We start from the raw sequence: 22,564 nt of genomic DNA on the forward strand, positions 1-22,564 counted from the left end.
TCTTGCCCGACCACGAACTGTCCGCTCCTCGAAATGGAGAGCTTCCCGATGGCCGACGACCGCTTCCACGTCTACGACACCACGCTTCGCGACGGCGCTCAGCAGGAGGGTCTCAACCTCACCGTCGCTGACAAACTCGCGATCGCGCGGCACCTGGACGGGCTGGGCGTCGGCTTCATCGAAGGGGGCTGGCCCGGCGCCAACCCCAAGGACACCGAGTTCTTCCGGCGAGCTCAGACCGAGCTCGACCTGAAGCACGCGCAACTCGCCGCGTTCGGCGCAACCCGCCGAGCCGGTGTGAAGGCCGCCGACGACCCACAGGTAGCCGCCTTGCGCGAATCCGGCGCGCCGGTCGTGACCCTTGTCGCCAAGAGCCACGACCGGCACGTGGAGCTGGCCCTCCGTACGAGTCTCCAGGAGAACCTCGCGATGATCCGCGACACGGTTTCTCACCTTCGTGCGGAGGGACAGCGAGTCTTCCTCGATGCCGAGCACTTCTTCGACGGCTACGCCTCCAACCCAGCGTACGCGCTCGAAGTCATCCAGACCGCCGCCGAAGCCGGCGCCTCCGTCATCGCCCTGTGCGACACCAACGGCGGCATGCTCCCCGACGAGCTCGCCGACGTCGTCCACGCCGCCGTCGGCACCGCCGCCCGGATCGGCATCCACTGCCACGACGACACCGGCTGCGCCGTCGCCAACACCCTCGCCGCCGTCCGCGCCGGCGCCACGCACGTCCAGGGCTGCGCCAACGGGTACGGCGAGCGGTCCGGCAACGCCAACCTCTTCACCGTCGTCGCCAACCTCCAGCTCAAGCGTGGCTACGACCTCGTCCCGCCTGCGGCGCTCGCCGACATGACCCGCATCGCGCACGCGATCACCGAGGTCACCAACGTCACCCCCAACTCCCACGCGCCCTACGTCGGCATGTCCGCCTTCGCGCACAAGGCCGGCCTGCACGCCAGCGCCATCAAGGTCGACCCCAACCTCTACCAGCACATCGACCCCGCCCAGGTCGGCAACGACATGCGCATGCTCGTCTCCGACATGGCCGGCCGCGCCAGCGTCGAGCTCAAGGGCCGCGAACTCGGCTACACCCTCGACCCCGACACCACCCGCGTCCTGGTCGACCGGGTCAAGGACCTCGAAGCCCGCGGCTACACCTTCGAGGCCGCCGACGCCTCCTTCGAACTCCTCCTCCGCGACACCGTCCACGGCGAGCGCCGTCGTCACTTCGAGGTCGAGTCGTGGCGGGTCATCGTCGAGCGCACCAAGGGCGGGGAGCTCGTCTCCGAGGCCACGGTCAAGCTCCACGCCAAGGGCGAGCGCATCGTCGCCACCGGCGAGGGCAACGGGCCTGTCAACGCCCTCGACCGTGCTGTGCGGCATGCCCTGGAGAAGCTGTACCCGGAGCTGGCCCGGCTGGAGCTCATCGACTACAAGGTCCGCATCCTGGAGGGCACCCACGGCACGGGGGCCATCACCCGCGTGCTCATCACCTCCAGCGACGACACCACCGAGTGGGCGACCGTGGGGGTGGCCGAGAACATCATCGAGGCTTCTTGGCAGGCGCTTGAGCAGGCTGTCACCTTTGGGCTGCTTCGGGCTGGTCACGACCTTTAACTGCGTTGGCCTTCGCCCTTCGGGCTCCGGGCTGTGACTGTGGGGGAGCCCAGCTCCCCCACACCCCCTTGCCGGGAGCCTCCCGGCCCCCGGTCCCCCGGGGGTGGGGCGGGTTCGGTGGTGGGGTGGTGGTGGGCTGTCGGGTTGGGCCGGGGCGGTGCGGGGGGATCGTTGGGGGCTGGGTTGGTGCTTGGCGGTTAGTGAACGGCCTTGTATTGCTCTCTAACGACGGATCACCCGCGGGCCTGGGCTGTAGCTCGGTTTCCTTGATGGTGTTGGCGATATGCGGATCACCCTCACGGGCGTGGGGACCACTCCGTCGTCCTGTTCGTCAAGGTAGGCGAGCTCGGATCACCCCCACGGGCGTGGAGACCACACGGCGCGGCCCGTGGTCGCACCGATCCCGGCCGGATTACCCCCACAGGCGTGGGGGACCACGCGATCGGCGTTGCGGGCATCTGCGTCTACTCCGGATCACCCCCACAGGCGTGGGGACCACACGCCCACCTGGCGGGCGAACGCCGCGCTGGCCGGATCACCCCCACGTGGTGGTGACCCGGTGTGGGGGTTCGACGAGGTCGGATACGCGGCGCCTTCCCCACGCCCGTGGGGGTGACCCGACAACGGCGGCTCCTGCTCCGGCCCAGGCCAGGCCCTTCTCACGCCCGTGGGGGTGACCCGATCGACCGGACGGATTTCAAGGTCGGCGTCCGGCCTTCCTCACGCCCGTGGGTGTGGCCCGCTGCAGCCGAGCGGCGGCGGCGACAGATTCCCGCCTTCCTCACACCCGTGGGGGTGACCCAGCTGGTTACGGACAGCATGCCGTGGACTTTCATGCCTTCCCCACGCCCGTGGGGGTGATCTGTGGGTCAACACGCCCGTGAGCGACGACGACCCGCCTTCCCCACACCCGCGGGATGACCCGCGTCTTCGGCTTCCATGCGTACGGACCACCGCGCCTCCTACGCCCGTGGGGGGTTCCGCGACGGTCTACCTGCCGAACGAGATCGTCAAGCCTTCTGGTCAGCGGCCTTCTTCGACGCTCCTGCATGGCTATCCAGCCGAAGTTCTCTCTTAGTGATCTCTTTACGGGTGCTCGAAGAGCAGTGTGGTTATGCATGCCAGCACCGATTTCAGCTGATGTCGTGGATCTGCGGCAGCGAACAAGTTGCACTCGAGGACGCGCCATCATTTGTGAGAGGTTCGCGGACATCAAGCGGTGAGCTGAGCTGATATGGCGGGGTGTATATGGTGGCCGTCGGCTTGGCTCGGAAGTGTGCGAGATTTCGAGCTTCGCCCTGGCGGCTTGATGTCGGACGGGTGGGATTGAGCAGGTGGGATGGCGGTGCGTGGCCGTCACGGCCGCGGTGGATAGGAGCGGAACGCGATGACTGAGCGCAAGGCATGGGCTGTCAAGCGCGTCGAGGCCATGAGTCGTCCTGGAGCCGGGGCTGGGTATGAGGCTGCTCGGCTGCGATTTGAGTTAGGGAAATCGGTGCGGATCGGCGAAAGGAGCTAGGGCTTACGCATGAGGAGTTGGGGGAGCGGGTCGGGGTGAAACAGGAGGTGGTTGGGCGGCTGGAGGAAGGGGGAGCGATGCCCGTTCTGCCCCTGCTGGTACGTATTGCGGGAGCGCTGGAGATGCGGCTGAAGGTTGAACTTCGGCCGCTTCGAGAAGAGTAAGCAGTCTGCCGGTTCGGCGAGAGAGTTGAGCGGCTGCGTCGACCGTGTGTTGTGAGCGGGGATCGGCGCAAACGGAGTGCGCTCGTGCCTCGGAAGCTCCATCACGTGGGCAGCTGGAGTGTCGAGAAGGTGGACGTGTCGTCGAGGTGTGGCTTGAGGCCTTGGGCGGATACTCAGCGAGGCGAGGCGAGGCGGCGTACTGGGCTACTGGTTGCTTTGGCGTCGAGGCCGGCCAGGCTGCGTCGAAGATTCGCCCGGCAGCGCCGGGAATGGGGCTCCGAGGCGGGTGCGGTAAAGGCAGATGATTTCGGGGGATGTTTGCGATGATGAAGCCGGTCGGGTCGGTCAGAGGAGGTGAAGCCGGTGTCCTACAGTCCGAAGCTTGCGGCGGCGTTGTCGGGTGCCACGCTTCGCCAGCTCGCGCACTGGCGTAACGCTCGTACAGGGCGTGGGGCGGTGCTGGTGCCCGAGGTTTCGCCGGTGCGTCCGGTGCTGTACTCGTTCCGGGATCTGATTGCGCTGCGCACTGTGTGAAGTTGCGAAACGACGCCTCGCTGCAGAAGATTCGCCGGGTGCTGGACACACTGCGTGAGGACCTCCAGGAGCGGGAACATCTGTCGGCCTATCGGTTGGTGACGGACGGCTCGACGATCTATCTGGCGGAACAGGGGCAGGCCACCGATCTGGTGCATCGCAAGGCCAACATCGTCATCCATGAGTTGGTCGAGGTGTTGCGGCCGTTCTATCGCGACGGGCGGTACATTCCCGACCTGCTGCAGCCTCGGGAGCATGTCACCGTCGATCCGAACGTCCGGGGCGGGATGCCGGTGATCGAGGGGACCCGCGTGCCGTACGGCGAGGTGGCGTCGCTGCTGCGAGACGGTGTTCCGGCCGAGCGGATCGCGGATTTCTACCCCAGCGTGTCGGCCGTGGCGGCACGTGACGCCGCGGACTTCGCCGACTATGTGGACAGCTACGAACCCCCTCGGGAGTGGCGTCAAGCTGCTGCTGGATAAGGATGTGCCGCGCCCTCTTCGCCAGGTCTTGACGAGTTTCGTGCTGGGTCACGACATCGTTCATCTGCTGGACTTGCTTGGCTGGTCGGGCACACGGGATGAAACGTTGTATCCGCGGGCCGCAGCCGAGGCTTTCAGGAGGTCCGCGCCAGTGATGGGCGGCAGATGCAGTGTCCCCGCGAGGCGGCGGCGATCGTGGCGGCCCCGCCTGATCACCTGACGAAGGGTCGGTTCCGCGGCGGCGAGTTGCCGGCGGGTGATCGATCTGGTGGTGGCGGCCAAAGTTCTGGCTGGAGATGCTCTGCGTGCGTCGGAGGCGTCCCGTGGCAGCGATGCCCCTGACAGGCCAGGGACATGTGCCGGATATCCTCCCGGCCGTGATGCTGTTCCGGATTGTCCTGGTCTTGGCTGCGGTTGTCGGGCTCGTGTGCACGTGGCGGGGTGCGGCTAGTCCGCTGTCGCCGCTCGTCTACTTCACGGTGCAGAGCAACATCGTGCTGGCCGTCTACTACTTGGCCAGGCTGGCGGGATGGGCGGGGACGGGGCGGGTGAAGGGGGCGGTGACGCTCTACATCTGCATCACGGGGCTGGTGTTCAATCTGGTGCTCGTCGGTGGGAATCCGTTCGCTCCGGTTCTGGATGGGCGAGGGGATCAGGTGCTCGATTGGGGGAACCTGCTGCTGCACACCGTTACGCCGGTCATGGCGGTGGTGGATTGGCTGCTGTGGGATCGGGACCGGGGGCCGCGCTGGTGGGATGCGGTGGTGTGGGTCGGGTATCCGGCGGGTTATGCGGTGTTCGCGGTGGTGCGGGGTGCGCTGCTGGCTCCTGGGACGCCGCGGCGTTATCCGTATCCGTTCCTGGATGTGAGCGTGCTGGGGTACGGCGGGTTGCTGATCAGCGTCCTGGTGTACGGGGCTGTCTTTGTTCTTCTCGGGTTGGCGGTGGTGGCAGGGCACCGGCTGGTGGCGGGAAGGGGGAGGGTGGTTGAAGCTGCGCTGTAAAAGTGCAGCTCGTGCGGTGTGGTCGTGGGTGGGCTCAGCCTCGGAGGGTTGCGGCTGATTCCACCAGGCCGGCGCGTTCGAGCGCGTCGAGGATGTCGGCGAAGGACTTCGGTGGACGAGTGCGGCTGCTCGCGATCTGGTGGACGCAGTCGCGGACGACCTCGTCGAGGTCGAGCTAATCGAGGATGAAGTCGTCGGGGCTTTTGGCCGTGATGCCGTAGGTCGCCAGTACGTCGGCGGGGAAGTCCTTCAGGTTCGATGTCACGATCACTTCTGCACCGGCTTTGATCGCTGTGGCGAGGACGTGCCGGTCGTCGGGGTCGGGCAGCTTGAGGCTTTCGGTCAGTTCCTCGCATCCGCTCACCAGGGCGCCGGGGATTGCGGCGTTCATGAGTTTGCACAGGGTGGAGAGCTTGTCCGAGGGGATGTCCGGGCGGTTTGCGGCGAGGTTTCTGGTGACTTCGTCGAGGATCTCGGCGGACCAGTGGGCTCGGACCAGCCCGGAGCAGGCCACACGGATGAGCAGGTCGCGGACCTCGTTGCCGTACAACACGTTGGCGTCGTAGACCCCGACGAGCGCCATGTCAGTACAGGTCCAGTTCTTCGCTGAGGGCGACGAGATCATCCGCGGCCTTGCGGCCGGCTGCGTCGCTGCGCTGCTTGTAGGCCATGAGGTCTTCGAACCGCACGCGTCGATGCCGGCCGACGAGACGGTGGGGGATCTTTCCCGCGTCGAGGAGGCCGATGAGGTAGGGCCTGGACACGTTCAGCAGGTCCGCCGCCTGCCGAGTGGTCAGCTCGGCGTGGCTGGGCATCGCGGTGACGCCCCGGCCTTCGGCGAGCTGGGTGAGGATGTAGGCCAGCATGGTCACAGCGTCGCGGGGCAGGACGAGCGCGTCGTCCCCCGCGAGCTCGCCGGTGACGCGGATGTCGCCGGTGCCTGGGTGGGTCGCGAGGTAGTCCTTGATCCGCCGCACGGCGCGGGCGGCGTCCTGGGCGTCCACGCGACCGGGCTCCAGGGATTTAGGCGTCCGTACAGTCATGCGCTGCGCTCCTCTCTATCTGCAGTATGTGTAGCAGGTGCAATAAATGCAACCCGCCGAACTGCGGAGCGTACGGCATGCACGTTTATGAGATGGGGCCTCCCGGCTCGTGCACCGGTGGGGCAGGGGCCTTGGGTTCTTCCATGGCGGAGGTCGTGCGGGTGCGGCGGTCTTTCCAGCTTGGGAGGCAGAGCCAGGCGGAGAGCAGGCCGCCCAGGGCGCAGACGGTCCAGAGGGCCCATGAGTTGAACGCGTAGACGGCCCCGCCGATCAGAGGCCCGAGGCCGGTGCCGGCGGTGATGGCGGCGCTGTAGAGGCCCTGGTAGCGGCCGCCCATGGTGGGTGGGGCGAGGTCGCCGAGGTAGGCGCTGGCCATGGAGGCGTACAACATCTCGCCCATGGTCCAGATGAGGATGGTGGCCGCCAGCCAGTGCATCTCGCCGAAGAAGCCGGTCATGGCCAGGCCCACGCCGGTCAGGACGTTGCCCAGGGCGAGGACGGCGCCGGGGGAGCGGCGGGAGACCAGGCCGGTGATGGGGAGTTCGAGGAGAAGGACCATGACGCCGTTCAGGCCCATGAGGAGGCCGAAGTCGGCCGGGGTGAGGTGGTGGGCGTCGACGTGGAGGGGGAGTCCGACGGTGGACTGGATGTAGACGAACTCGGCGATCACCGTCATGACCAGGAAGCGGCGGAGGCGGCGGTCGGTCAAGGCTTGGCGGTAGCTGGGCTCGGGGGTGGCGGGGATCGGCTCACCGGGTGGGGGTGCGGGGGGCGGGTCGCCTGGGATGTCGGGGTGGGCTCGGGCGGGGGTGAGGTCGCGGAGGAAGAGGGCGGCGATGGCGGCCAGGAGGAGGCAGGCGACCGCGTTGCCGAGGAAGAGCGCGATGTAGGAGACGGTGGCCAGGATGCCGCCCAGGACACCGCCGACCGCGGCGCCGATGTTCATGGCGAAGCGGTGGACGGCGAAGGCGGCCAGGCGTTGCTGGGTGGTCGTCGTGGCGTCCACCAGGAGGGCGGCCGCGGCGGGGCGGTAGATCTGGGAGGCGGTTCCGGCCAGGAAGACCAGGGAGATGAGCACCGCCAGCTCGTCGAACAGCGGGATGGCGGCGGTGGGGCCGGCGGTGGTGACCATGGACAGGACGATGGTCCAGCGGCGGCCGATGCGGTCGGCTAGGTAGCCGCCGATGGCGCTGCCGAGGATGTTGCCGAGGCCGGCGGCGCCGAGCACCAGGCCGGCGGCGGCGGGTGGGATGTCGCGGCTGGTCAGGTACAGGACCATGAAGACGGGCAGGAAGTTGCCGACCCGGACGACCAGGATGCCGAGGCTGACGATCCACACCGTCGGGGGGAGCCGGCGGACGGTGTCGCGGAACCGGGGGTGTTCCGGGCCGGCGCGCAGGCTCACTGGCCCGCCTCGGACGACACGGTCCCGGGGGCCGGAGACAGGGGCTGGGAGGAGAGGGGCTCGGTTTGGATGTGGATCAGCGCGGCCAGCCGGGTGCAGGCCGCGATGGCGTCCTCAGGGGTGGCGCCACGGGCCAGGATGTGCCCGATCCGGTCCTCGCTCCAGGTGAGAGGCGGCACGACGTCCCCCGGCCCGACGGAGAGCTCCAGCTCGACCAGGGCGGGGTCGGCCCGGACGGCGTCCTCGCCGGTGATGGACAGGACGGTGCCGGGCGGCGGGGTGAGGAAGCGGATGGCGGCCCCGCCGACCGACCGGGGTGAGGCGGGCAAGGGTTCCAAGAGGCCGAGCCGGGCGCCGAGGGCGTAGCGGTCCATGTCGACGCCGTAAGCGAGCTCGGTGAGCTCGTTGATCCGGTCCCCGCCGATCCGGGTGTGCGACTCGATGATGCGCGGCCCCCGGCTGGTCAGCTTGAGCTCGGTGTGTCCGGGCCCGTGCCGCAGGCCGACGGCGTCGAGGAAGGTCAGCACGAGCTCCTCGGCGGCACGGAGCGCGGCGGCGGGGTGGCGGCTGGGCGAGGAGTGCCCGACCTCGACGAACCCCGGGCCGCCGAGGACCTTGTCGGTGATGCCGATGACCACGTGGCGGCCGTCGAAGCTCAGCGTCTCCACGCTGATCTCCGGCCCGTCGAGGTACTCCTCCATGAGGAAGCGGTCGAGCGGCCCGGCGAGGTCGGCCGGGTCGAAGGTGGCTTCCAGCTCGCGGAAGCGCGCGGGGATGGCCGCCAGGTCGGCCTCGTCGCGGACGGCGAAGACGCCGATGCTGCCCGCCTCCGCGACCGGCTTGACGAAGATCGGCAGGCCGTGGGCGGCGGCGAAGGCCCGCAGGTCCTGTTCGGTCCGGCCGACGGCGGCGGCGACGGGGCTGATGCCCAGCGCGTTCAGGCGTTGCCGCATGCTGGCCTTGTCCAGGAGCAGGTCCACCGTCTCCAGCGAGTACCCGCCCAGCCCGAGCATCTCGTCGATGAGCGCCGCGGGCTGGACGCCGAGCTCGTACAGCGAGATCACGGCGTCGAACGGGTGCACGTCGTGCAGCGCCCGCACCAGCGGCAGCAGCCGCTCGGTGTCGGTGTAGTCGACCAGCAGCGCCTGGTCGACGTAGGGCCAGTGCGACTGGTCGTACTGGTTGGGGTGTTGCACGTAGACGACGTTCATGCCGAGCTCGCGGGCCTTGCGCACGAACTTCGCCCGGCCGCCGATCACCGCGATCGTCGGTCGCTTGGTCGGGTGCGGTACGGCCTGCCGTACATCGCGGGTCATGGTCAGTTCTCCCTGGGGGACTGCGGGGTCACGAACGGGATCTTCCCGAGGGCGGCGCGGTCGACCTTGCCGGCCCGGTTGAGCGGCAGCCGGTCGAGCCAGACGTGGAAGCGCGGCACCATGTGGGACGGCAGGCGGTCGCGCAGCCGTTCGAGCAGCTCGGGGAAGCCGGGGGACGGCGTCCCGGCGAGGTAGGCGACCAGGGCCGCGCCGCCGGGGGCGTCCTGGCGCACCAGCACCGCGGCGTCGACCAGGCCGGGCAGCTCGCGCAGGGCGTGTTCGACCTCGCCGACCTCGACCCGGAACCCGCTGATCTTGACCTGGTCGTCGATGCGCCCGAGGAAGACGTACTGGCCGTCGGGCTCGCGCCGTACTCGGTCTCCGGTGGCGTACATGCGCTGCCCGGGCGCGGTGGCGAACGGGTCGGGCAGGAAGACGGCGGCGGTACGGCCCGGCAGCCCGAGATACCCCCGGGCGACGCCGGCCCCCGCGATGAAGAGCTGGCCGGCCGCCCCCTCCGGCACCGGGCGGAGCTCCTCGTCGAGCACGTAGGCGCGGATGCCGCGAATGGGCGTGCCGATCGGCGCCCAGCGGGGCGTGGCCTTGTCGCACCGGTACCAGAGCGGCGCGACCGTCGTCTCGGTGGGCCCGTAGCCGTTGTGCACGACCAGCGGCTCGGCCTCGGCGAGCCCCGGCCCGTCGAGCTGCGACCCGCCGGTGATCACCAGCCGCACCCCGGCCTCGGCCAGCTTCGGCAGCAACGCCCGGCCGTACGGCCCGAGCACCGCGGCCGGGATCTCCAGCACGGTCGCCCCCAGCGCCCGTACGGCATGCACCACGCGGGTCGCGGGCAGGTCGCCGTCGTCGGGCACGGCGACGCAGCCGCCGCAGCACAGCGGCATGAGCACGTCGTGCACGGTGCTGTCGACGGTGACCGCGAGGGTCCAGAGCATCGTGTCGTCCGGCCGGATCAGGTCGAGCTCCTCGATCGAGGCGGCCATCAGGTTGGCCAGCCCCTCGTGCGGCACCCCCACGACCTTGGGCCGCCCGGTGGAACCCGAGGTGGTGATCGCGTAGGCCAGGTCGAGCTGGTGCGGCACGCCGAGCGGGCCGGCCTGCTCGCCGGTCAGCGTGGGGTCGTCGATGAGCTGGGCGTGCGGCAGCCAGGAGGTCGGGGCGGCGACGAGCACCTGCGCGCAGCCGGTGTCCCCGAGGACCTCCTGGTTGCGCCGCGGCGGGTCGTCGGGTTCGAGCGGCAGGCACGCGGCCCCGGCCCGCAGGATCGCCAGGAGGCCGATCACCGCCTGCGGGCCGCGTGGGGCGAGCATCCCCACGATGCCGCCCGGCCCCGCGCCGCCGCGTCGCAGCCGGGCGGCCAGGCGGGCGGTGAGCAGGCCGAGCTCGGCGTAGGTCCACGAACGGGCGGCGGTCCTGAGCGCGGTGCGTTCCGGCCAGGCGCGCACCTGCCGCTCGAACAGCTCGGTCACCGTCGGGGCCTGAGCGGGGCGAGGTGTCGTCACGTCGGCTCCCGCAGGCTCAGGGGCCGCAGGTCGGTCCAGGTCTCGTCGATGTAGGCCAGGCACTCCTGTTTCGGCCCGGTGGGTCCGGCGACCCGCCAGCCCGCGGGCAGGTCGCGCCCGGCCGGCCAGATCGAGTACTGCTCCTCGTCGTTGCGCACGACGTGGAAGTCGCCGTCATCGAACATCTCGGGTGTCGTCCTCTCTCAGCGCCCAGGAGATCGCCTCCGGGAGCATCGCCTCCCAGGCGGCGTAGGTGTGTCCGCCCTCGCCGTACGCGCACCGCACGTGGTGGCCCTCGGCGGTCAGGTCCGCGCCGGTGCGTTCCACCGACTCGACGAGGGTCAGGCCGTCGTCGAGCACGATCTCGGCTTCCTCCTTGCTCGCCGACAGGAACAGCCGGGCCGGTGGGGAGATCGCCGGGCCGAGCCGGTGCTCGCTCAGCGGGCCGGACAGCGCGACCGCGCCGCGGAAGCAGTCGGGGCGGCGCAGCGCGGCCCGCACCGCGGCGATCGCGCCGAGGCTCGCGCCGACCGCCGTGGCCCGGCCGGGCCGCCAGCGCGCGCCCAGCTCGCCGCTCAGCATCGGGAGCAACTCGTCGGCGAGCAGGTCGGGGCAGTCCTCGGCGAGCAGTTCGGTCCGCCGGGCCGCCCAGCTCTCCGGGCTCACGAAGAGCGCCGCGACCGGCGGGATCCGCCGCTCGTGCACCAGCCGGTCGAGGATCGCCGGCAGGCGCATGATGTCGGCGAACTCCGAGCCGTCGAGCACCACCAGGACCCGCATCTCCTCGACCGGCCCGGCGGAGACGTACAGGTCCACCCGCCGCTGCCGCCAGCTCCGCCGCTCCAGCCGGGCCCCGCCGCGCAGCTCGGGCAGGCTCTCGGCCAGGAGCGCGGTGGCGTAGGCGGCCGGCGTGCGGTGCCGCATCATCAGCCGGAGCGGCACCTCCCGGCCCAGCAGCCGCCGGACCGCCGCGGTGGCCCGCGGCACCAGCAGGGAGTGGCCGCCCTGCTCGAAGAAGTCCTGGCCCGCCGCGACGGTACGGCCCAGCACACCGGACCAGGCCTCCGCGACCCGCGCCTCCAACCCCGAGGCCGGGGGCGCGGCCGGCTCCGGTCGCGACGGCGTGACCGGGGGCAGCGCCGTACGGTCCACCTTGTTGTTGACGGTCAGCGGCACGCGCGGGATCCGCACGAGGTGGTCGGGGATCATGTAGGCGGGCAGCGTGGCGCGCACCCGCTCGCGCAGCGCCGGCAGGTCCACCGAGGCGTCGGCCACCACGTAGGCGACCAGGGCGGGCCCGGTGTCCAGCTCGGCGCGGAGCACGACGGCCGCGGAGGCGCCGTGCCGTACCAGGGCGTGCTCGATCTCGCTCGTCTCGATCCGGTAACCGCGGATCTTGACCTGCCGGTCGGCCCGGCCGAGGAAGTCGATCGCGCCGTCCGGCAGGAAGCGGCCGACGTCCCCGGTGCGGTACATGCGCTCGCCGGGCCGGCCGTACGGGTCGGGCAGGAAGGCCTGCGCGGTCAGGCCGGGACGGCGGTGGTAGCCGCGCGCCAGGCCGTCGCCGGCGAGGTAGATCTCGCCGCGCATGCCCACCGGCGCGGGCCTGAGGTCGCGGTCGAGGATGTAGGCCCTGGTGTAGGGGATGGGGTGCCCGATCGGCACGCGGTCCAGCGGCGCGTCGTGGCCGTCGGGGGTGTAGGTGGTGGCCAGCACGGTGCACTCGGTGGGCCCGTAGGAGGCCATGACCTCGCAGCCGGGCAGCCGCTCGCGCGCGGCACGGAAGCTGGCGGGGTTGACCACGTCGCCGCCCACGATGAGCTGGCGCAGCCAGAACAGCCCTTCCAGCTCCTGCTCGACGAGCAGGTCGAGCTGCGGCGAGACCAGCTTGAGCGTGGTCACCGCGTACCGGTGCAGGACCGGCCGCAGCTCCTCCAGCAGGGTGCCGGTACCGGTCACCACGGTGCGCCCGCCGTGCGCGAGCGGGGTCCACTCCAGGACGGAGACGTCGAAGGTGAGCGGCCCGGCTTGCAGGAACGTCGCGCCGGGTCCGACGTCGAGGTAGTGCGGGGCCCCGGCGACGAGCCGGCTGAGCGCGCGGTGCGGGACGGCCACGGCCTTGGGCGTCCCGGTCGAGCCCGAGGTGGAGATCAGGTAGGCCAGGTCGCCGGGGCGCGCGGCCAGGGGCGGGTCGCCGCCGTCGTGTCCGGCCAGGTCGGCCGCCTGCGGGACCACCAGCGCGCCCAGGTCGGCGGGGAGCCGCAGCTCCGGGCTGACCAGCGTGAGGCTCACCCCGGCGTCGGCGACCAGGAAGCGGAGCCGGTCGGGCGGGAAGTCCGGGTCGAGCGGGAAGTAGGCCGCCCCGCACTTCAGCACCGCGAGCAGGACGACGAACCGGTCGACGGTCGGCGCCAGGCAGACGCCCGCGACCTGGCCATGGCGCAGGCCGAGCGTGGTGAGGTGACGGGCCAGCCGGTTCGCGCGCCGGTTCAGCTCGCCGTAGGTGAGCTCGCCGCCCGTGCCGACGACGGCGGCCTCCTGCGGCCGGAGCGCGGCCTGCGCCTCGACCAGCTCGACCACCGTCGCCCGCGGCGCGCTCTCCTCGGCGGGGCCGGGCGGTTCCCCGGCCACGTCCAGCTCGCGCAGCGGCCGGGCGGGGGCCGCCGCGCCCTGGCCGAGCACCTGGAGGTAGCGCTCGGCCAGGGCGGCGATCGAGGCCCGGTCGAACAACGCGGGCCGGTAGACGAACGTGACGCGCAGCCGCCCGTCCGCGAGCTGCGTGGTGAGGGACAGGTCGAAGCGGGCGGTCACCGGCAGGTCCGGGTACCACCACGCGGGCGCGTCCGGAGCCTCCGCCAGCGCCGTACGGTCACCCGCGTGGTTGACCACGATGTCGAAGATCGGGTTGCGTTGCTCCTCGGGCGCCGCCCGCACCGCCCCCACGATCTGCTCGAAGGGCACGTCCTGGTGCGCGTCCGCGGCCATCCAGGCGTCACGGGTGCGCGCGACCAGCTCGCGGAAGGTCAGCTCCCGCCCGTCGGCCCGCACCCGCAGCACCAGGGTGTTGACGAAGAAGCCGATCAGGTCCTGCAGCTCGGGCCGGGGCCGGTCGGAGACGATCGCGCCGAGGGTCACGTCGTCCTGGCCGGTGAAGGCGCTCAACGTCGCGACCAGCGCAGCCGTCACCACCACGCCGGGGCTGGACCTGGTCCGCCAGGCGAGCGCGCTCATCGCCGCCGTGGCCTCCTCCGGCAGCTCCAGCACGACGCTGTCGCCGGCGGCGTCGGCGGCCGTGGTGCGGGGCCGGTCGGTCTGGAGCTCCAGGCGTTCGTAGCCGTCCAGGGCTTGCCGCCAGTGCTCCAGGTGGGGTTGCAGCAGGTCGCCGTCCAGCAGCCGGCGTTGCCAGCTCGCGTAGTCGCCGTACTGGACCGCGAGCTCGGGCAGGACCGGCGCCCGCTTGGCGAGCGCCGCCGCGTACAGCTCGACCAGGTCGCGGGCCAGCACGTCCATCGACCACCGGTCGGTGACGATGTGGTGGAGCGCCACGAACAGGCCGTGCCCCTCGTCCAGCTCCGCGGCCACGGCCCGCAGCAGCGGCGGCCGGGCCAGGTCGAAGGGCTCGGCCGCCGCCCGCTCGACCGCCGGACGCCAGTCGCGTCCGGCCCAGTCGACGGGGATCTCCACCTCGTCCACGACCTCCTGCGCGACCGTCCCGTCCGGCCGAAGGACGAACGCGGTGCGCAGGATGGCGTGGCGGCGGGTCAGGGCGGTGAGCGCGGTGCCGAGGGCCGTGGGATCGAGCCCCGCCGGGAAGCGCCAGCCGCCAGTGATGTGGTACTGGTCGTGGGACGAATCCAGCTGGCGCAACCACCACAGCCGCTCCTGGCCCGCCGACAGCGGGAACCGGCGCGCCCGGGGATCGCGGAGCAACGGGAACGGATTCGCCGGGCGCGGCTCGAACCTCGGCATCGGTTCCTACACCTTCGCCGAAGAGCTGCTCGCCGCGGAGCGGGCGGCCTCGATGGCGGCGGTGATGGTGGCCACCGTGCGGAAGGTGTCCTCCTTGAGCGCCTCCTCCGGCAGCTCGACCTGGAAGGTGTCCTCCAGGGTGAGCATGAGCCCCATGCAGCTCAGCGAGGTCATCCCCAGCTCCCACAGGTCGTCGTCCGCGCCGAACCCGTAGCCGTGGGCGGTCAGGTTGAGGTGCTTGTCGACGAGCTGCTGGACGGCCTCGGCCACGGAGTCCTGGGAGAGCGTCATCGGCCCGCCTCCCCGGTGCCCGCGCCCACCGGCTGCGAGCCGCCCCGCGCCGCCAGGCGCTGGAAGTAGCGGGCGACCCGGCGCGCGCCGAGCAGGCTGCCCTGCGCGTACCAGAGGATGTCCGGGCCGAGCGCGTAGTCGATGCCCATCGTGTCGTAGAACTTCGTCGCCATCGTGCGGTAGTACTCGGCGATCTGCGTCGTGGTCATCTGCGGCGCGGCCTCGGCGCCGGTCTCGAACCAGGCGGCGAGGTTGTGCTCCACGTACTCGTTGATCGACCACTCGATCGTCCGGGTCTCGATCGGCCGCCGGGTCGGCTTGACCATCGGGTCGAGGGTGCCCGGCTTGCCCTGCACCTCGTTGGCGACGTGCTCGGCCAGCAGCGGGGCGCAGTGGAAGCCGTCGCGGTAGGTGCCGGTCAGCAGGTAGAGGCCGTTCAGCGGCAGCCACCCGATGAGCGGGAACCCGTCGAGGGTGACCGGGCGGTTGCCCGCCAGCCAGCGGGTGACCTCGTGCGAGGCGACCCGCTCGTCGAGCTGCTGCATCGAGTACTGCGCCAGGAAGCGGACGTCGGCCATCCAGGTCACCCCGGACACGTGGTCGACCAGCCGGTTGGTCGCGCCGTAGTACTCCAGGTCGCCCGGGCCGGGCACGACGTGCAACCCGCACGCGAAGCCGCGGTTGGGCGTGCGGACGACGCTGCGGAACGGGTCTCCTCCGGTACGGCGGGCCAGCATGGCGAAGCCGAGGCCGGGGAAGGTCGGCACCATGTCGAAGTCGGTCAGCGCCGTCTTCACCAGCGCCTCGCTGTGCGCCCCCGCCGCGACGACCACGGTGCCGGCCTCGATGATGTGCCCGTCGTCCAGCTCGACGCCGGTCACCTCGCCGTCGGTCCTGATCAGCCGGCGCACCGTCTGGTCGACCATGACCGCGTCCGTGCCGGCCAGCTTGGTGTCGAGCGCGTCCAGCACGCCACGCGCGTCCACCGCGCCCTCCTCCGGCAGGTGGACCGCCCGCAGGGCGCGGGTGTCCAGCCGGGGGCGGAAGCCGGGGATCTCCTTCGGATCGATCTCCGCCCACGGCTTGCCGTACTCGTCGAGGGCGTTGAGCATCGCGGCGAAGTTGACGGTGTCCAGGTCGGCGCCGATGGAGTTGAGCACGACGTGCGACTCCGGCGTGACCAGCAGCGGCGAGCCGGTCGAGGAGAACGGTTCGAGCCGGTCGATCACCTCGGGCCAGCGTTCGTGGGCGGCCACGCCGATCTCGAACCGGACGCGGGAGGCGTCGGTGCGCAGCGACTCGGTGGTGGTCTCGCCGAAACAGCCGAGCATCGCGCCGGCCGCCTGGCTGGCGCCCGCCTCGCGGCTCTTCGGGCCGACCACGACGACCGAACCGGCGCGGCGTTCGACCAGCTCGTCGGCGAGGAACATGCCGAGCGCGCCGTTTCCGACGATGACGATGTCCGCCTGGGCGGGCCGTTCTATCTGTCCAGCACTTTCTTTTCGCACGGGGACTCCTTTGTTGGGAGATGGCATGACGAAATTCTGTGCGCCCTTGTAGGGCTTTGAACGGAGTATCGGCGGCGCAGCACGAAGGGTGGTCAGTGCTGTGGGTGACGGCGCCGAGAGAGGTCTGCGGTCACGAGCAATTCACGTCGGCGTCGATTAATCGATAATGTGCGTTCCCCCCGGTAGGTCGTCAGGTCACGAGCCCCACTCGCTGTTCTGGCAACAGTTGACCACACTAACCAGGCGACCTATGCCTCGCAAGAGATGAAACTGGATATTCGATTAATCGAACTTCGTTCGGTGGGCCGGAAGGGAATCTCCGTTTTTTCTGACCGAAATTAAAACGGCTGATCACGTCGTGATCGTTCTTCGATTCTTACTCTCTGTCAAAGCGCGAGTACGGGATTATGTGAGCAGCTCTCGCATGGTGTCGAGTCCGGCCGGGCCGCTGCGCAGGGCGCGCGTGTGGAAATCCTTCAGGTCGAATGCCGCGCCGCGCCGGGCCCGGTCCGCCTCGCGGAGGTCGAGCCACAACCGCTCGCCGAGTTTGTAGGCGGAGGCCTGTCCGGGCCAGCCGAGATAACGGTCGATCTCGTCGGCGGCCCGCGCCGGATCGGTCAGCGTCCTGGTGGACAGGAATTCCACCCCCAGTTCCGGCGTCCAGCGCTCGCCCTCGTGAAAGCCGGTCCCGGCGGGAATCGCCGACTTCAGGTGCAGGCCGATGTCCAGCACGACGCGGGCGGCCCGGAACAGGCTCTTGTTCAGCATGCCGAGCAGCCTGGCGTCGTCCAGGTAGCCGAATTCGCGCATCAGCCGCTCGGCGTAGAGCGCCCAGCCCTCGCCGTGGCCGTCGATGAAACACAGCAGGCGCTGGAAACGGTTGAGCCCGGGGGTCGCGACCGCGGTGCCGATCTGCAGATGGTGGCCCGGCACGCCCTCGTGGTAGACGGTGCTGGCCTCGCGCCAGGTCGGGAAGACGGTTTTGCCCTCGGGCAGCGACCACCACATCGTGCCCGGCCGGCTGAAGTCCTCGGCGGGGTTGGTGTAGTAGGCGCCCGCCCCGCCGCCGGGCGGCGCGATCCGGCAGTCCAGCCGCATGAGCTCGTCGGGGATGGCGAAGTGCTTGCCGCCCAGGTCGGCCAGCGCCTGCTCGGACAGCTCGCGCATCCACGCCTGGAAGCCGTCCCGGCCGTGCACGGTGTGGCGGGGGTCGGCGTCGAGGGCCGCGGCGGTCTCGGCCGGGGTCGCGCCGGGGCGGATGCGGGCGGCGGCCTCGGCCATCTCGCGCTCGATGCGGGCGAACTCCTCCCACGCCCAGGCGTAGGCCTCGCGCGGGTCCAGCCTCGCGCCCAGGAACGTCCGGGACCACAGGGCGTAGCGTTCCTCGCCGACGGCGTCCTCGGCCGGCGCCTCGGGGCCGAGCTCGGTGCGCAGGAAGGCGGCCAGCTCGGCGTAGGCGCCGGCCGCGGCCCGGGCTCCGGCTCGCAGGTCGGCCCGCAAGGCGTCGCCCACCTCCGCCCGGTCGGCGCAGGTGGCGAAGAAGCCGCCGGGGGCCGACCAGGTCTCGCACTGGGCGGCGGCCTGCCGTACCTGCCGGGCGGCGGCCACCTGGCCGGCGGCGGCCGAGGCCGACAGCGAGGCTCGGTAGCCCGCCAGCGCGGCCGGCACCGCGGCCAGCCGCCGGGCGAAGGCGGCCCAGTCCGCCTCGCTCGCGGTCGGCATCAGGTCGAACACCCAGCGGATGCTCTGCACCGGACTGGCGATCACGTTCAGCGCGGCCTGCGGCAGGCCGGCCTGGTGGATCTCGACCTCCAGGCCGATCCGCTCGGCGAACACCGCCTGGGCGACGCGCTCGCCCTCGTCGGCGGGCCGGGCGGCGCGGATGGCGGCCGACGCGGCGGCGGCGAGGGCGGCACGGGCGGCGTGGCCGTCCGGGGAGAGGTCGGGGAGCCGGTCGTCGTGGCCGCCGATGCCGAACTCGGTGGCGGCGACCGGGTTCAGCCGGGCGTAGTCGTCGACGTAGGCATCGCAGATCTGGTGCACACGTAACGGGGTCATGCCCCGCACCATACCCGCGTGACTTCTGTCAGGAAGCGTTGTAAGGAGACCGGGGACCGCCGGTGCGACACCGGCGGCCCCCGGCCGGAAAGGCGGGCCGAGCTGGGGGCCTACTTGCTGATGCGGACCGCGTCGGCGATCACGTACCCGGCCCCGCCGGTCCACCGCGAGACGCCGACCACGTCATGGTCGCCCGCGGTGAGGCTGAAGGTGCCGAGGCTGCGCCAGCCGCCGCCGCCCGTGGACTGGTCGACGTAGACGGTCTTGTTGCCGCTGGAGGTGGCGACGATGAACGGCGTGGACGGGTTGTACCCGGACACGGCCGGGTACCAGACCTCGACCTTGTACGTCCCGGCGCTCGGGATGTTCGCCTTGAACCAGGCCGGGTCGCTGGCCGCCACCGGGTCTGCGAAGCGGTAGTCGGCGCCGTAGCGCTGGGCCGAGTAGGTCGAGGTGCCCCAGTTGGCGCTGGCGGTGAAGCGGCCGGCGGTGGCGTTGTCCACGATGGTCGACCAGCTCGTGCCGCCGCCACCGGTGACGTAGCCCATGTACTTGTTCCAGTCCCAGTGCGGGCCGGGGTCGGTGTGCGTCGCGCCGGGGACCTCGTTGTGGCCGATGATGTAGCTGCGCGTCTTGGGGATGCCGTAGCGGTTGGCCAGGTGCGCGGTGAGCGCGGCCGAGGAGCGGTACATCGCGTCGGTGAACCAGGAGGCCTGGCTGACCCAGCCCTCGTGCTCGATGCCGATGGAGCGGGTGTTGTAGGTCCAGTTCCCGGCGTGCCAGGCGATGTCCTTGTCGCGGACCATCTGGGTGATCGCGCCGTCGTTGGAGCGGATGACGTAGTGCGCGGAGACCTGGGCGGACGGGTTCTGGAACCAGGAGATCGCCCCGGCGTAGGAGCCCTGCGTGACGTGGATGATGATCCGGTCGATGGCGTAGTCCGACTCGCGGCTGGCCGCGGTGTAGTTGGACGAGCTGGCCGGGACCCACGAGGCGTTGGGGTAGTCGGGGCTGGCGGCGGCCAGCGCGGCGAGGTCGGCGGCCTCGGCGTAGGCGCCGCGGTCGGCGATGAAGGGCTGCGCGGGGATGGCGATCTGCTCGCCGGTGGCGTCGGCGGTCAGGCCGGTGCCGAGGGTGGCGTAGACGGCGTCGGCGTAGAGCCGGGCGACCGCCGGGTCGCTGGCGTTGCTGTAGCGGGCGACGGCCTGGTACCAGCCGCCGATGTCGCCGTTCGTGGTGAGGCCGAGCTCGGTGGCGTAGGCGCGGAGCAGGGCGGCGCCGCCGAGGATGTTGGCCGCGTTGTCGCGCTGCAGGGCGCGGGCGCGCTGGCCGGTGAGCGAGGCGGCCTTCTCCAGGGCCTTGACCGACGGGTTGCTGACCAGGTGCATGACACCGTAGCCGCCGGAGGCGCTGGGCTTGCCGTCGTGCGAGTCGAAGTGGGTCTCGTTGTAGGCGATGGCGGCCAGCAGGTCGCGCGGGACGTCGTGGGCCCGGGCCGCGCGCTCGAAGGCGGCGTTGAGCGGGCCGGAGGTCGTGGCGGAGGTCGTGGCGGCCGTCGTGGTGACCGTCGCGGTGACGGTCACGGCGTGGGCTGCGGCCGGAGCCGTCAGCAGCGTGGCGAGCATCACGGATAACAGCGTGAAGCGAGGGGTTCGCATGAAAGAAAGTTTCGGCGAACCCTGGTCAGATGTCGATTATTGACATTACATCGAGCTTGTGGAAAAACTGACGGGCCCAGTCGCCGTCTGGACGGTGACCCGGCCGCCCGAGCACGACACCTTCGGGTCCTCCACGCCGGGCACCACGATGGTCACCAGCTCCTTGGCCGCCGGGGAGACCACGACGGTCGCCGGCTTCTTCGACAGGTACGTCGGCGACACCCAGCCGAGACCGCCGCCGCGCTCCACTTTCTGGCCGCCGACCGCGGTGCAGCCCGCGAGCTGGACCAGCGAGACCTTGAACTTCCCGTCGCCCAGCACCAGGTGACCCTTCTCGCGGGAGACCAGCGACAGGGAGTCGGCGAAGCGCCAGATGTTCCTGACCTGCCGGCCGCCGGCGGCGCTGTCCTTGACCGCCATCAGGTCCTGGTCGTGGTTGACCAGCACCGCGCGGTTGCGGGCCACACCGTAGGCCTTGTCGGTCAGGCGGAAGCTCTGCCGGTCCTTGCCGTACGTGGCCCTGGTCAGCGTGCTGGCCGTACGCGGGCGGAAACGCTCGCCCACGACGGTCGGGATGTTGTGCGCCTCGGGGGACATGGTCCAGAAGCGGTACTTGCTGCGCTCGTAGGAGTGGAACCCGGTGTCGACCAGGATGTCGCGGCCTTGGGCGTAGTAGGTGACGCCGAGGTGGTCCTCGTGGCCGTGGAACTTCATGCCGGGGCCGAAGCGGATGCTGTAGTACGCCGACTCGGGCTTGCCCCACGCGGTGCGGCCGTAGACGTAACCGGCGCGGTAGACCTTGACCTTCGAGGCCGGCGTGCCCGTCTCCATCTTGGGCTCGGTCTCGGCGCTGCCGTCGCCGAGCGGCGCCATGTAGCCGTTGGGCTGGGTGGAGTGCGCGATGAAGTCCTTGAGCGACTCGGCCCGCGACACGATCGCGCCCGGCGCCTTGACGCCGCAGGCGCGCATGTTCTCCAGCGCCACCTGGATGCGCCCGTAGACGTAGACGGCATAACGCGGGGCCTGCTCGCGCAGCGCGCCCTGCGAGTCGACGTCGATCTCGACCGTCTCGGTGAGCCGCCGCACGGCCAGCCTCGACCAGTCGGCGCGGTTGTAGCGGCAGCCGATCGCCATCAGCGCAATGTCCTGGTCGATGCCGTGGTTGTGGCCCTTCTTGTACAGGGCCGGGTTGCTCAGCAGCTTGGCGTGCTGGGCCAGGCTGCTCTTGAGCCAGTCCTCCTTGACGTGCATGCTCAGGCAGACCAGCGCCTGCGTGCGCAGCGAGGTCGGGTGGTCCTTCCACACGTACGGCGGAGCCGCCCCCGGCTTGTTGCGCGCGGCCCAGTCGGCGGTGATCTCCTTGGCGCGCTCCAGGAACTTCTCGTCGCCGGAGTTCTCGTAGGCCACGACCAGCGTGCCCATCCAGCGCAGCGAGTGGAAGACGTACTCCCACGAGCGGTTGCGGTAGGGGCTGGCGTCCCAGTCGATCTTCTTGCCGAGCTTGATCGGCGGCAGGCCGACCAGCGACAGCTCGCCGCGCATCACCTCGTCCGCGGTCGGCGTGCCGGGGATCCAGTCGCCCTGGCACTGCGCGGTCCGCTTCACCGGCGCGCTCTCGGCGGCGGCGACCCCGCTCAGCCCGCCGACGGCGAGGGACACGGCGAGGGGGAGGAGGGCGAGGCGGCGCACGCGAGGGGTCCTTCCGGGGCTGAGGGCGGCGCAACATGCTTTCCGGTTATCCGGTAACTGGTCAAGTTGAGTGCCGGATCGTTACCGCCCTCCCACCGGACTCGCAGGAGCGCCTCGGCCGCCCGGCCCGATCCCTTCCGGTCATGGCCACCCGGCCGCTCCTGTGCCCTGACCTCGCCTGGCAGACTGGCCGGGTGAATTTCCCGGACAGTCCCGCCTGCCGCGCGGCGCTCGAAGTAGCGACCGCCTTCCACACCCCGTCGCTGCTCAACCATTCCGTTCGGGCCTACCTGTGGGCCGAGTGGTATGCCGCCGAGCACGGCATCGGCTACGACGCCGAGCTGCTGTTCGTCTCGGCGATGCTGCACGACATCGGGCTGGCCCAGGCCTTCGACAACCACGAGCTGACGTTCGAGGAGGCCGGGGCGAACGTCGCCTGGGTCTTCGGGGCGGGCGCGGGCTGGCCGGTCGAGCGCCGGGTGCGGGCCGGCGAAGTGATCATCCGCCACATGTGGGACAAGGTGGACGTCGCCGAGGATCCCGAGAGCTTCCTGCTGGAGCTGTCCACCGCCATGGACATCTCCGGACGGCAGACCGACGAGCTGCCCGGCCCGCTGCGGGCGCGGGTGCTGGCCGCCTACCCGCGGTTCGACCTGGCCACCGAGTTCGCCGGCTGCTTCGCCGCGCAGGCCGAGCGCAAGCCGGACAGCCTGGCCGCCGTCTTCGTGCGCGGCGGCCTGGCCGGCAAGCTCGCCCGCAACCCGCTGGAACAGGGCTAGCC

General features: G+C 70.9%; 18 protein-coding genes. 6 read left to right on the plus strand and 12 right to left on the minus strand.

All coding sequences use genetic code 11. The features are described 5' to 3' along the window. Positions 1-48: 48 nt before the first annotated feature. From cimA to ACIBG7_RS23910, 5 genes are all read left to right on the plus strand, one after another. Positions 49-1,623, plus strand: a complete 1,575-nt coding sequence (gene cimA / locus ACIBG7_RS23890) for a citramalate synthase (RefSeq protein WP_397337774.1) — start codon at positions 49-51, stop codon at positions 1,621-1,623. A 1,554-nt stretch (positions 1,624-3,177) separates the two neighbouring features. After that, entirely contained in the window at positions 3,178-3,306 is a 129-nt protein-coding gene (locus ACIBG7_RS23895; protein WP_397337631.1) for a hypothetical protein, read from the plus strand. Between the two features lie 363 nt (positions 3,307-3,669). Then, positions 3,670-3,840: a hypothetical protein gene (locus ACIBG7_RS23900; protein WP_397337632.1), complete on the plus strand. Its 171-nt coding sequence runs from the start codon at positions 3,670-3,672 to the stop codon at positions 3,838-3,840. 2 nt (positions 3,841-3,842) lie between these two features. Then, positions 3,843-4,322, plus strand: coding sequence for a DUF433 domain-containing protein (locus ACIBG7_RS23905; protein WP_397337633.1), 480 nt, complete (start codon positions 3,843-3,845; stop codon positions 4,320-4,322). A 380-nt stretch (positions 4,323-4,702) separates the two neighbouring features. Beyond that, the gene (locus ACIBG7_RS23910) at positions 4,703-5,326 is read left to right on the plus strand and encodes a Pr6Pr family membrane protein (RefSeq protein WP_357927921.1); all 624 of its coding nucleotides are present in this window, start codon (positions 4,703-4,705) and stop codon (positions 5,324-5,326) included. A 175-nt stretch (positions 5,327-5,501) separates the two neighbouring features. Here ACIBG7_RS23910 and ACIBG7_RS23915 read toward each other — a convergent pair whose 3' ends face one another. From ACIBG7_RS23915 to ACIBG7_RS23970, 12 genes are all read right to left on the minus strand, one after another. Beyond that, the gene (locus ACIBG7_RS23915; RefSeq protein WP_397337634.1) at positions 5,502-5,909 is read right to left on the minus strand and encodes a PIN domain-containing protein; all 408 of its coding nucleotides are present in this window, start codon (positions 5,907-5,909) and stop codon (positions 5,502-5,504) included. A gap of 1 nt (position 5,910) precedes the next feature. Continuing rightward, positions 5,911-6,369, minus strand: coding sequence for a helix-turn-helix domain-containing protein (locus tag ACIBG7_RS23920; RefSeq protein WP_357927908.1), 459 nt, complete (start codon positions 6,367-6,369; stop codon positions 5,911-5,913). A gap of 85 nt (positions 6,370-6,454) precedes the next feature. Further along, entirely contained in the window at positions 6,455-7,774 is a 1,320-nt protein-coding gene (locus ACIBG7_RS23925) for an MFS transporter (protein WP_397337635.1), read from the minus strand. Next, complete coding sequence (locus ACIBG7_RS23930) at positions 7,771-9,090, minus strand: ATP-grasp domain-containing protein (RefSeq protein WP_397337636.1); 1,320 nt, start codon at positions 9,088-9,090, stop codon at positions 7,771-7,773. Before ACIBG7_RS23930 ends, ACIBG7_RS23925 begins: the two co-directional genes overlap by 4 nt. A gap of 2 nt (positions 9,091-9,092) precedes the next feature. After that, a complete protein-coding gene (locus ACIBG7_RS23935) occupies positions 9,093-10,610 on the minus strand; it encodes an amino acid adenylation domain-containing protein (RefSeq protein WP_397337637.1) in 1,518 nt (505 codons plus the stop codon). Further along, positions 10,607-10,795 (minus strand): MbtH family protein, encoded by a 189-nt coding sequence (locus ACIBG7_RS23940; protein ID WP_357927901.1) that lies wholly within the window; start codon positions 10,793-10,795, stop codon positions 10,607-10,609. The genes ACIBG7_RS23935 and ACIBG7_RS23940 overlap by 4 nt, the downstream gene beginning before the upstream one ends. Beyond that, positions 10,785-14,579, minus strand: coding sequence for an amino acid adenylation domain-containing protein (locus ACIBG7_RS23945; RefSeq protein ID WP_397337638.1), 3,795 nt, complete (start codon positions 14,577-14,579; stop codon positions 10,785-10,787). Before ACIBG7_RS23945 ends, ACIBG7_RS23940 begins: the two co-directional genes overlap by 11 nt. A gap of 6 nt (positions 14,580-14,585) precedes the next feature. Further along, a complete protein-coding gene (locus tag ACIBG7_RS23950) occupies positions 14,586-14,870 on the minus strand; it encodes a phosphopantetheine-binding protein (protein ID WP_357927898.1) in 285 nt (94 codons plus the stop codon). Next, positions 14,867-16,378: an FAD-dependent oxidoreductase gene (locus ACIBG7_RS23955; protein ID WP_357927896.1), complete on the minus strand. Its 1,512-nt coding sequence runs from the start codon at positions 16,376-16,378 to the stop codon at positions 14,867-14,869. The genes ACIBG7_RS23950 and ACIBG7_RS23955 overlap by 4 nt, the downstream gene beginning before the upstream one ends. Before the next feature lie 405 nt (positions 16,379-16,783). Then, positions 16,784-18,436 carry a DUF885 domain-containing protein gene (locus tag ACIBG7_RS23960; protein ID WP_397337639.1) on the minus strand — a complete coding sequence of 551 codons (1,653 nt, stop codon included), beginning with the start codon at positions 18,434-18,436 and terminating at the stop codon, positions 16,784-16,786. A gap of 110 nt (positions 18,437-18,546) precedes the next feature. Next, a complete protein-coding gene (locus ACIBG7_RS23965) occupies positions 18,547-20,094 on the minus strand; it encodes an N-acetylmuramoyl-L-alanine amidase (protein ID WP_397337640.1) in 1,548 nt (515 codons plus the stop codon). Positions 20,095-20,139: 45 nt separating this feature from the next. Continuing rightward, entirely contained in the window at positions 20,140-21,783 is a 1,644-nt protein-coding gene (locus ACIBG7_RS23970) for a heparinase II/III family protein (RefSeq protein ID WP_397337641.1), read from the minus strand. Positions 21,784-21,977: 194 nt separating this feature from the next. Between ACIBG7_RS23970 and ACIBG7_RS23975 the strand changes: the two genes are divergently transcribed. After that, a complete protein-coding gene (locus ACIBG7_RS23975) occupies positions 21,978-22,562 on the plus strand; it encodes an HD domain-containing protein (RefSeq protein WP_397337642.1) in 585 nt (194 codons plus the stop codon). Positions 22,563-22,564: the final 2 nt, after the last annotated feature.

The sequence above is a fragment of the Nonomuraea sp. NPDC050328 genome (assembly GCF_044459405.1).
In the GTDB taxonomy this organism is placed as follows: domain Bacteria; phylum Actinomycetota; class Actinomycetes; order Streptosporangiales; family Streptosporangiaceae; genus Nonomuraea.